The organism is Kocuria rhizophila, from assembly GCF_003667225.1.
Taxonomy (GTDB): Bacteria; Actinomycetota; Actinomycetes; order Actinomycetales; family Micrococcaceae; genus Kocuria; species Kocuria rhizophila.
The window spans coordinates 1-9,966 of the sequence record NZ_RCOM01000083.1; the positions used below are offsets into that span (position 1 = coordinate 1).

Consider the following 9,966-nt stretch of genomic DNA (forward strand, 5'->3'; position numbering starts at 1 on the left):
GGCCGCGGGGGCCTCGGAGAGTGCTTCGGTGACGGTGGTGCTCATGACTGCATCAGACCTTCTGCCAGGGGACCCAGCGTGAGAACGGGGAAGAACACGAGGGCGGTCACCAGGACCGCGGTGCCCGCGGTGAGCCCCACGAACAGGGGTCGGTGCGTGGGCAGGGTGCCCGCCGTGGCGGGGATCTTCTCCTGCGCCGCGAGGGAGCCGGCCAGGGCCAGCACCAGGGCGATCGGGATGAACCGGCCGAAGAGCATGGCCACGCCGATCGCGGCGGTGAGCCACGGGGTGTCCGCGGTGAGGCCCGCGAACGCCGAGCCGTTGTTGTTGGCGCCGGACGCGAACGCGTAGAGCACCTCGGAGAGCCCGTGGGGGCCGGTGTTGGTCAGGGACTCGTTCTCGATGCTGTCCCGCAGCGCGGGGATCCCGAAGCTCAGGCCCACCCCGGCGAGCACCAGCACGGGCATCACCAGGATGTAGAGGCTCGCGAGCTTCATCTCGCGCGGGCCGATCTTCTTGCCCAGGTACTCGGGGGTGCGCCCCACCAGCAGCCCGGCCACGAACACGGCGATCACCGCGATCACGAGCATCCCGTAGAGCCCGGAGCCCACACCGCCGGGGGCCACCTCGCCCAGGAGCATGTTGAGCATGGGGACCATCCCGCCCAGGGCGGTGTAGGAGTCGTGCATCGAGTTCACCGCACCCGTGGAGGTCAGTGTGGTGGTGGCCGCGAAGATCACGGACTGGGGGATGCCGAAGCGGGCCTCCTTGCCCTCCAGGGGGCCACCCGCGAGCTCGGGCGCGGTGCCCTGCCCGGCGGACTCGAACGCCGCGAGCGCGAACAGCGAGGCCAGGTACAGCACGCCCATGACCGCGAGGATGGCGTAGCCCTGGCGGTTGTCCCCCACCAGGCGCCCGAACGTGCGGGGCAGGGCGAACGGGATCAGCAGGATCAGGAAGCACTCGAATAGGCTGGTCCACCCGGTGGGGTTCTCGAACGGGTGGGAGGCGTTGGCGTTGTAGAAGCCGCCGCCGTTGGTGCCCAGCTCCTTGATGACCTCCTGGGAGGCCACCGGCCCGCCCGGGATGGACTGGGTGCCGCCGGCCACGGTGGTGACGTCCGTGAAGCCGTCGAAGTTCTGCACCACACCGCCCGCGATCAGCGCCAGCGCGCCCAGAATCGACAGCGGCAGCAGCACGCGCACCGTGGTGCGGGTGAGGTCCACCCAGAAGTTGCCGATGGTGCCGCTGCGCCGGTACGCGAAGCCGCGCACCAGGGCCACGGCCACCGCGATGCCCGTGGCGGCGGAGACGAAGTTCTGCACCGCCAGGCCCGCGAACTGCACGGTGTACGCGAGGTTCTCACCCGAGTACGCCTGCCAGTTGGTGTTGGTCACGAAGGAGACGGCCGTGTTGAACGCGACCCCCGGATCCGGGTTGTCCGCGCCCGTGGAGAACGGCAGCCACTTCTGGGTGCGCTGCAGCAGGTACAGCAGCAGCACGCCCGCCAGGGAGAAGTACAGCACCGAGCGCAGGTACGCCTGCCAGGACTGCTCCTGGTCCGCGGCCACGCCGGTCAGCCTGTAGAGGACCCACTCCGGGGCCCAGTGCGTGCGGGTCTGGAAGACCCACGCCATGTAGTCGCCCAGGGGCCGGTAGGCCAGCGCGAGGGCCAGCACCAGGGTGCCCGCGGAGGCGAGGAAGGGAACCCACTCCATCAGAAGCTCTCCGGGTTCACCAGGGCGAAGACCAGGTACGCGATCGCTGCGACGCCCAGCACGAACGCGATGCCGCTGAGCACGATCACAGCTTGTCCACCGCCTTGCCCACCATCACCACGACCATGAACAGGGCGACCACGCCCAGGACGTACACGACATCAAGCACTGCTGGCTCCGATCGGAGATCACCGGCCGCAGGACCACGGCCGCCGCACCCTCCCTGGGTGCAGAACCTCAGTAGACGCCCGCCCCCACCGCCGGGGGAGGCCCCCTCACGGAACCCATACGCGCACCCTGCGGATCCTCACGGTTTCCTCACAGCCGGGGGCTCGGGGCGCTGCTGCGCGAGGGGGAGCCGGATGCCGTGGGACGCGCTGGACGGGCAGCGCGTGCGGGAGCGGGCCATGGGAACGGGTGACGACGACGCCCGCTCGCCTCCCACCGTCCGTCGCCTGAGCGTGGCGCACCGCACATCCTGGGTCGGTTGGGAGACACAAGTTACCGATCGGTTATTCCCAAATTCCCCGCCGTCCGCTCCGCGCGAATTGTTGCTGCGGAAAGCGATCAGGCGTGCCACGATGCAGACATGGCTACCAACGATTCCACCAGCACCCAGATCCAGCTCGTCTCCCGCCCGGAGGGGTGGCCCGAGCCCGAGAACTTCCGCACCGAGACCGTGGAGCTGCCCGAGCTGCAGGACGGCCAGGTGCGCGTGCGCAACGAGTTCATCTCCGTGGACCCCTACATGCGGGGGCGCATGCGGGACGAGAAGAGCTACGTCCCGCCGTTCGCGCTCAACGAGACCATGACCGGCGGCGCCGTGGGCCGCGTGGTCGAGTCCCGCTCCGAGAAGCTGCCCGAGGGCACCCCCGTGCTGCACCAGTACGGCTGGCGGGACCTCGCGCAGGGCTCCGCCGAGGAGTTCACCGCCATCCAGGAGCTCCCGGACACCCCGCTGTCCGTGTACCTGGGCATCCTGGGGATGACGGGCATGACCGCCTACACCGGGCTCACCCGCATTGCCGGGTTGAAGGAGGGCGACCGCGTGTTTGTCTCCGGTGCGGCAGGCGCCGTGGGCTCCGCGGCCGGTCAGATCGCCAAGCAGCTGGGCGCCTCGTACGTGATCGGTTCCGCCGGTTCGGACGAGAAGGCGAAGTTGCTCACCGAGAAGTACGGCTTCGACGCGGTGCTCAACTACAAGGACGCCCCCATCCGTGAGCAGCTCGCGCAGGCCGTGGGCGAGGACGGCGTGGACGTCTACTACGACAACGTGGGCGGCGACCACCTCGAGGCGGCCCTGGACGTGCTGAACCGGCACGGTCGCGTGGCCGTGTGCGGCGCGATCAGCCAGTACAACTCCACCGAGCGCCCCTGCGGTCCGGACAACATGGGCAACATCATCAAGAACTCGCTCATGCTCGAAGGCTTCACCATGGGTGACCACTGGGACGTCACCGAGGAGTACACCTCCCGGATGACCGAGTGGTTCACCTCCGGCAAGATCGCCTACGACGAGACCGTGGTGGAGGGCCTGGACCACGCCGTGGACGCCTTCATCGACATGATGAAGGGCGCGAACACCGGCAAGATGGTCGTGAAGATCTGATCACCGCGCACCACGCCTCCGCCCTGGAGGTCGCGCCCCAGGACTGAGCGCGCGGGCGGGCCGGCGGCGCGGCGGCGTCGTGCCCCGTGGTCGTGCCTCGGGACGGCGACGCCGCTGCCACCCACCCCTGCCCCGTCCAACGAACCGCCCCGCGCACCCGTGCGGGGCGGTTCGTTCGTATCATGGGCTCGGCCAGCCCCGCCCCGAGAGGAACCCGTGCCCCGCACCGCCCTGCCGCACCGCGTGAGTCCCGTGCAGATGCTGCGTGCGCTGCGCGATGAACCCGGGCTCGCGGCGCTGTTCGGCGACTGGCTTCACGGGGACGCGGTCATCGGCATCCGGCCCACCCGCGTGCTGGGCGCGGACGAGGACCCGTTCGCCGCGCTGGGCGCCGCGGACGACGACGCCGCCCTCACCGCTGAAGACCCCGCCCGCTTCGGCGGCGGGTGGCTCGGCTACCTGGGCTACCAGCTCTCGCGCCGCCTGGAGTCGCTCCCGCCCGCACCGCCGCACTCGGGCGGTCTGCCGGAGCACCACCTGGCGCACTACGACCACGTCCTGGTGCACGACGCCGCCGCGGACCGTTGGCTCTGCGAGTCCCTTCCCGGAGCGGACCCTGGCCGGGTGGCCGAGACGATCGGGACGGTGGAGCGGGCGCTCGCGGCCGGCCCTGCGGCGTCGTCGTCCGGGGTGTGCGCCCCGCACCCGTACAGGTGCGAGCCGTTCGAGGCCGCCGTGACCGGCGCGGCCCACGCCGAGGCCGTGCGGCGCGCGCTGGCGCACATCCGGGACGGCGACATCTTCCAGGCGAACATCTGCCGAGAGCTCACGGCGGCATTCGACGGTGACCCGCTGGACCTGTTCTGCGCCGGGTACGAGCGGCTGCGGCCGCGTTTCGCCGCGTTCCTGCGCGTGCCGGGCGGCGCGGTGGCCAGCTTCTCGCCCGAGCTCTACCTGCGCCGCACCGGCCGCGCCGTGCTGACCTCCCCGATCAAGGGCACCGCGCCCGCGGACTCGGACCCCCGCGAGCTGCACGCCTCCGCCAAGAACCGCGCGGAGAACGTGATGATCGTGGACCTCATGCGCAACGACCTCTCCCGCGCGTGCGTCCCCGGCTCCGTCCTGAGCCCCGCCGTGCCGCGCGTGGAGCCGCACACGGGCGTCCACCACCTGGTCGCGGACGTCCACGGAACGCTGCGTCCCGGGCTCGACGACGCCGCCCTGCTGCGCTCCACGTTCCCGCCCGGCTCGTGCACGGGGGCGCCCAAGATCAGGGCCACGGAGATCATCAACGAGCTGGAGACCACGGCCCGGGGTGTGTACACCGGGGGCATCGGGTGCGTGAGTCCGCTGGCGGGGCTGGTGGTGAACGTGGCCATCCGGACCTTCGAGTTCTCCGGTGGCGCCGTGCGGCTGGGTGTGGGCGGCGGGATCGTCGCGGACTCGGACCCGGACGGGGAGGCGTTCGAGACGCTCGTGAAGGCCGCTCCGCTGCTGGACGCGGTGGGCGCCCGGTTCGGGGCGGAGCTGTCCCGGGAGTGGCGTGAGCACGCGGAGTCCTCGGAGGTGGCGACCCCGGGGTGCGTGGTCGGTGGCGGGGCGTCGTCGCGCGCGGCGGCCTCCCTGAGTGACGCGCCCGTGATCCACTCGACCCCCGACCCCACCCTGGGGATCTTCACCACGATGCTCGTCCGCGAGGGACGCCCCGAGCAGCTGGCGGAGCACCTGGCGCGACTCGGGAACAGCGTCCGTGCGTGCTTCTCCCGTGAGCTGCCGGGGGCGCTCGCGGAGCAGATCATTCAGCGTGCCGCGGCGCTGGACGGCCCGCACCGGCTGCGGGTCACGGCGGTCCCGGACGCAGGGAGTCTGCGTGTCGAGATGACCCACGCCCCGCTGAACCCTCCCGGTGCAGCGCCTCCCGTGGAGCCGTGGGTGCTGCGCCCGGTGGTGGTGCCCGGCGGGTGGGGAAGTCACAAGTGGGCGGACCGCCACGCCCTGGACGCGGCACCCGGGCCGTGGTCCCCGGTGTGCGATCCGCTGCTGGTGGACGAGGACAGCACGGTGCTGGAGACCGGGCGCGCCAATGTGTTCGTGGTGCGCGGCGGCGTGGTCACCACCCCGCCCGCTGACGGCAGGATCCTGCCCGGGGTGATGCGCGCCCGGGTGATCGCGGCGCTGCGGTCCGCCGGGTACGAGGTCCGCGAACGGGACACCGCCCTCGCGGACCTCGCTGAGGTGTCGGAGGTGTTCGTGACCAATGCCCTGCGCGGCGCCCGCCCGGTGGGGGAGGTCCGGGGCGTGGGACGGTGGGCTCACGGGCCTGTGACGGCGTGGGTGCAGCACGCGCTCGCGGCTGCCGGGTGACGAGTGGGTGCCATCGTTGAACCCCGTTGACACGCCCCGGTGAGCTGAGGATGCTCGGGGGAACAGCGCCGTCGTCCGAGCTGCAGGGTTCGGGGCGGTGCACCACGCAACCGTGAAGGAGTGCAGCCATGGGCAAGGACCAGCAGGACGAGAACACCGAGTCGGTCAGCCAGGTGGACACCGACGAGCAGCGCCAAAAGGCCGCTGAGCAGGCGGACACCCAGGAGCAGCAGGAGTTCTTCGAGGAGCAGGCCGGCACGGAGGAGCAGTCCCAGGGCTACGGGCACTGAGCGCCGCACCGGGCAGCCGCTGACAGACGAACCGCCCCGCACCAGGAAGGTGCGGGGCGGTTTTCCTGCGCCGAGTGGCTGCGGGGCCGGTGGCTACTTCTTCTTGTTCTCGAGGGTCTGCTCGTACTGGGACAGGGCCAGACCCACGCTCATGAAAGTGGGGGCCCAGTGGCCCACGAAGATGCCCCAGCGGTCCGACTGCGCCTTGGAGTCGTCGCTCTTGAAGCGCGAGAGGCCCCAGGACACGAAGGCGAGGCCGATGGAGCCCATGCCCGCGGCGTAGGCGTACTCGGAGCGGATGCCGGCGTCGTGCAGAGTCTTCATGATCATGGTGCGATCTCCATTCAGGCCCGGAGGGCCGATGAGGTGATGCGGGGCTTGGGAGTTCCCAGCGTAGTCCGATTCGGCGGCGATGGTAAGTGGGGTGACGAAAGTTTGTTCGACGCTCCACGGTGTGGTCCATGCGGAGCTGCGTGGCAGGGTGGAGGCATGACTGAGACCGAATCACGGCGTGTTCTGCTGGCCGGCTGCGGGGACGTGGGAACCGCGCTGGGGCTGCGACTGAGCGAGCGGGGGTGGGCGGCCACCGGTGTGCGGCGGCATGCGGACCGGCTGCCCGCGCCGCTGGCAGGGGCGTCCCTGGATCTCACGGATCCCGGCGAGGCACGCCTTCCGGACGTGGACGCCGTGGTGGTCACCCTCACGGCGGACGGCCACGACGTCGCCGGGTACGAGCACACCTACCTGGGCGGCCTGCGGGGGTTGCGGCGCGCACTCGGGGAGCAGGAGCCGCTCGTGGTCCTGGTGTCCTCCACGGGTGTGCTGGGCGGCGACGGCGAACGCGTCACCGAGGACACCCCGCCCGACCCGCAGCGACCCACCGCCCACGTGCTGCTCGCGGCGGAGGATCTGGCGGCGGAGCTGTTCCCGGACCTCGTGATCGTGCGGCCCGCGGGCATCTACGGACCGGGGCGCACGTCCATGATCGAGCGGGTGCGCCGCGGGGCGCCCCTGGCACACCGGCGGGTGACCAACAGGATCCACCGGGACGACCTCGTGACGGTCCTGGTCACCCTGCTGGAACGGGGCACCGTGGCGGGCGAGCGGGAGGATTCCACGCAGACAGGGATGCCCGGCGGAGTCGGCGACGCGGCGGGTCAGCGAACGGGAGCCTCGCGGAGCGGGACGGTCGCGGGGGGAGGCGGTGCGGCGGCGTCGTCGGCACCGGCCCGGCTCCCGCGGCTGCTGCACGCCGTGGACCACGACGCCGCACGGCTGGGTGACGTGGCCGCGCACCTCGCGCACCGGCTGGGTGTGCCCGTGCCGCCGGACGACTCCGGGCCGGGGGAGGGGCCGCTCGGCAAGATCGTGGACGGTGAGCTGGTGCACGCCCTGGTGCCCCGCGAGGAGTGGCGGTACCCCACGTTCCGGGAGGGGTACGACGCGCTGCTGGCGGACGGGTCCGCGGACTCGTGGGTGGGGCGCGGATGAGCGAGGACGTCCACTGGTTCCTGCCCATCAACCCCGCCGCCCATGCGGAGCACATGCCCGCGGACTGGCGCACCCGTGAAGACGCCACGGAGGTGTGGGAGGCGATCGGGCGCTCGCAGCCCATCGACCGCTGGTGCCTGCGCACGGGCTTCCGCACCATGAAGGCGGGGGACGTGATCTGGGCGTACCTGTCCAAGAGGCAGGAGCTGTGCGCGGTGGGGCGGGTGCGGCGGACGGCGTTCGAGGTGGACGGCGTGGAGGCGCCCGAGACCGGGGACGGACCGTCGGAACTATCCCCTGCGGAGGATTGCGCGGGCGCCACCGGCGGGGAGGGCGGCTGGTACGTCTACGTGGACTGGGACGAGCCACGCACGGCGGAGCTGTGCCGCCGGCCGATCCCCAGGGCGGTGTTCGGGCAGGTGCCGATGTCGGTGGGGCGGGTGGGGGAGATCGCCTTGCACTCAATATCATAGCTGCGCGACGAGGCCATGCCGTGCAAGAGGTGATAAAAACCGTCTAGCCGCCGGAATTCACGAATATCAAAAGAGGGGAGCGGAAGTGACGCTGAAGTTCGACCCCTTGCCATCCGCAGCTATGGTCGCGTTCAGGTAAATAATAGTGGGGCTGAAGCCGTCAAGGGTAACTCGGCGGTACAGAGAAATTCGATTCACGCTGTACGAACTGGTGCCAGCGGAACCGTCCACATTGTATGGCGAAAGTCCGGTCGTACCACAGGCTTCCGTTCCATTCAGGCCGGCATCGCAGAAGGTGTCCACCGTCCCGGCACTTCCGTTGGCAGGAACATTTCCGCCGTTGCTGAGATTGTAGGACTTTCCGTTCGTGAGGCTGACTCTCGACTTGTTCTCCGCGTTGTTCGAGTAGAGCGAGCCTGAGGTGACGCCGCAGGCGCGAGCTTCTGCACTTGTTTTGAATCCAAAGTTCAGGTACACCTGCTTGCTCGCCACCCCGCCTAAGGATTCCCTGGTTACGTAGAGGTACGTGACGGTAAACGCAGACGCTGGCAACGTCTGCCCACCCCTGTAAGCGGCGCACGGTGACGCCGCGATGGCAGGCGCCAGTGTGCTGACTGCAATCACGGGAGCGGCCCACGCCGCACCCTTCGCCAGGGTCCGCCGCGAGACAGCCGAACCGGCGCCGTCGTGGACGTCGGATGCGGGGGCGGGGGTACTGCGGGGGAAGGACAGCATACTCCAGTCTAAAACATGAGTTCACCGGCCTGGCCAGGCCCACTGTTGCGCCGTGTGACACCTCCCTGGACCTCGGCGCCCGGGCGTAGTTCAGTAGTGGTCCTTCCCCCGTCAACCACTTCTGGAACGTGCGCCCACGGGTGCACAGGAATCAGGCACACACATGATCCTCACCGGACTCGTCCTCGGCGCGCTGCTGGGCATCGTCATGCAGCGCGGCCGTTTCTGCGTCACGGGCATGCTGCGGGACATCTTCCTGCAGCGCTCGTGGCGCACGTTCACCGCTCTGCTCGTGGTGATCACGGTGCACGCCGTCGGGCTGGCCGCGCTCACCTCGCTCGGAGTGATCTCCCCTGACTACCCCTCGTTCATGCCGCTCGCGGTGGTCGTGGGCGGATTCATGTTCGGGGTGGGCATCATCCTGGCCGGCGGGTGCGCCTCCGGCACGTGGTACCGCTCCGGCGAGGGCCTGGTGGGCTCGTGGATCGCCCTGGCCATGTACGCGCTGTCCGCCTCCGCCATGAAGACCGGTGTGCTCAAGGACGTCAATTCCGGCATGAAGCAGTGGGACACCGGGCTCACCACCATCCCGGACGCCCTGGGCGTCTCCCCGTGGCTGTTCGTGATCGTCCTGGCCGCAGTGACCGGTGTCATGGTGCGCCACTTCCTCAATCGCGAGAAGTCTGCGGTCACGCCCGCCCGCCTGACCAACCGGCCCGTGTGGAAGCGCCCGCTGCACGTCTACACCGCGGGTGTCCTGGTGGGACTGATCGGCGTCGTCGCCTGGCCGCTGTCCGCGGCAACCGGGCGCAACGACGGCCTGGGCATTACCACCCCCACCGCCAACCTGCTCAACTTCCTGGTCACCGGCGCGGACAAGAAGCTGGACTGGGGCGTGATGCTCGTGCTCGGCATCCTGGTGGGCTCGTTCATCGCTGCCAAGTCCACGGGCGAGTTCCGCGTGCGCGTCCCGGACGCCAGGACCACCGTGCGCTCCATCGGCGGCGGCCTGCTCATGGGTGTCGGTGCAGCGCTGGCCGGTGGCTGCACGGTGGGCAACGGCATGGTCCAGACCAGCCTGTTCACCTTCCAGGGCTGGATCGCGCTGCTGTTCATCGCCCTGGGTGTGGGTGCGGCCACCAGGATCTGGCTCAAGCCCACCGTCACCCAGCCGGAGCAGGGCACCAGCGGGGGCACCTACTCCACCGCCGAGAGCCTGGACCACACCGTGGATGCCTCCGCACCGGACGACAACTCCATCGACGCCGCCCCCACGGCCCGCCCCC

10 protein-coding genes are annotated in these 9,966 nt (G+C 70.4%); 6 read left to right on the top strand and 4 right to left on the bottom strand.

Annotated elements, in window-relative coordinates; all coding sequences use genetic code 11:
- Positions 1–41: 41 nt before the first annotated feature.
- On the bottom strand, positions 42–1,718 hold the full coding sequence (gene kdpA, locus D9R02_RS09910) for a potassium-transporting ATPase subunit KdpA (RefSeq protein WP_121566833.1): 1,677 nt from the start codon (positions 1,716–1,718) through the stop codon (positions 42–44).
- Positions 1,718–1,807, bottom strand: coding sequence for a potassium-transporting ATPase subunit F (locus tag D9R02_RS09915; protein WP_065118165.1), 90 nt, complete (start codon positions 1,805–1,807; stop codon positions 1,718–1,720). The genes kdpA and D9R02_RS09915 overlap by 1 nt, the downstream gene beginning before the upstream one ends.
- 500 nt (positions 1,808–2,307) lie before the next feature.
- Here D9R02_RS09915 and D9R02_RS09920 point away from each other — a divergent pair, with 500 nt between their 5' ends.
- From D9R02_RS09920 to D9R02_RS12120, 3 genes are all read left to right on the top strand, one after another.
- Positions 2,308–3,327 (top strand): NADP-dependent oxidoreductase, encoded by a 1,020-nt coding sequence (locus D9R02_RS09920; protein ID WP_121566834.1) that lies wholly within the window; start codon positions 2,308–2,310, stop codon positions 3,325–3,327.
- A gap of 216 nt (positions 3,328–3,543) precedes the next feature.
- The gene (locus D9R02_RS09925; RefSeq protein ID WP_239357238.1) at positions 3,544–5,691 is read left to right on the top strand and encodes a bifunctional anthranilate synthase component I family protein/class IV aminotransferase; all 2,148 of its coding nucleotides are present in this window, start codon (positions 3,544–3,546) and stop codon (positions 5,689–5,691) included.
- Positions 5,692–5,819: 128 nt separating this feature from the next.
- A complete protein-coding gene (locus D9R02_RS12120; protein ID WP_183085986.1) occupies positions 5,820–5,981 on the top strand; it encodes a hypothetical protein in 162 nt (53 codons plus the stop codon).
- A gap of 93 nt (positions 5,982–6,074) precedes the next feature.
- Here D9R02_RS12120 and D9R02_RS09930 read toward each other — a convergent pair whose 3' ends face one another.
- Positions 6,075–6,311 (bottom strand): hypothetical protein, encoded by a 237-nt coding sequence (locus tag D9R02_RS09930; protein ID WP_070637294.1) that lies wholly within the window; start codon positions 6,309–6,311, stop codon positions 6,075–6,077.
- A 159-nt stretch (positions 6,312–6,470) separates the two neighbouring features.
- Here D9R02_RS09930 and D9R02_RS09935 point away from each other — a divergent pair, with 159 nt between their 5' ends.
- Both D9R02_RS09935 and D9R02_RS09940 read left to right on the top strand, forming a co-directional pair.
- Complete coding sequence (locus D9R02_RS09935) at positions 6,471–7,472, top strand: Rossmann-fold NAD(P)-binding domain-containing protein (RefSeq protein WP_121566835.1); 1,002 nt, start codon at positions 6,471–6,473, stop codon at positions 7,470–7,472.
- Positions 7,469–7,945 carry a hypothetical protein gene (locus D9R02_RS09940; protein ID WP_121566837.1) on the top strand — a complete coding sequence of 159 codons (477 nt, stop codon included), beginning with the start codon at positions 7,469–7,471 and terminating at the stop codon, positions 7,943–7,945. Before D9R02_RS09935 ends, D9R02_RS09940 begins: the two co-directional genes overlap by 4 nt.
- 66 nt (positions 7,946–8,011) lie before the next feature.
- On the opposite strand, the gene D9R02_RS12025 is transcribed toward D9R02_RS09940, so the two are convergent.
- Entirely contained in the window at positions 8,012–8,437 is a 426-nt protein-coding gene (locus D9R02_RS12025) for a hypothetical protein (protein ID WP_144803090.1), read from the bottom strand.
- 406 nt (positions 8,438–8,843) lie between these two features.
- On the opposite strand from D9R02_RS12025, the gene D9R02_RS09945 reads away from it, so the two are divergent.
- A partial coding sequence (locus D9R02_RS09945; protein ID WP_147435351.1) for a YeeE/YedE family protein occupies positions 8,844–9,966 on the top strand: 1,123 nt, incomplete at its 3' end.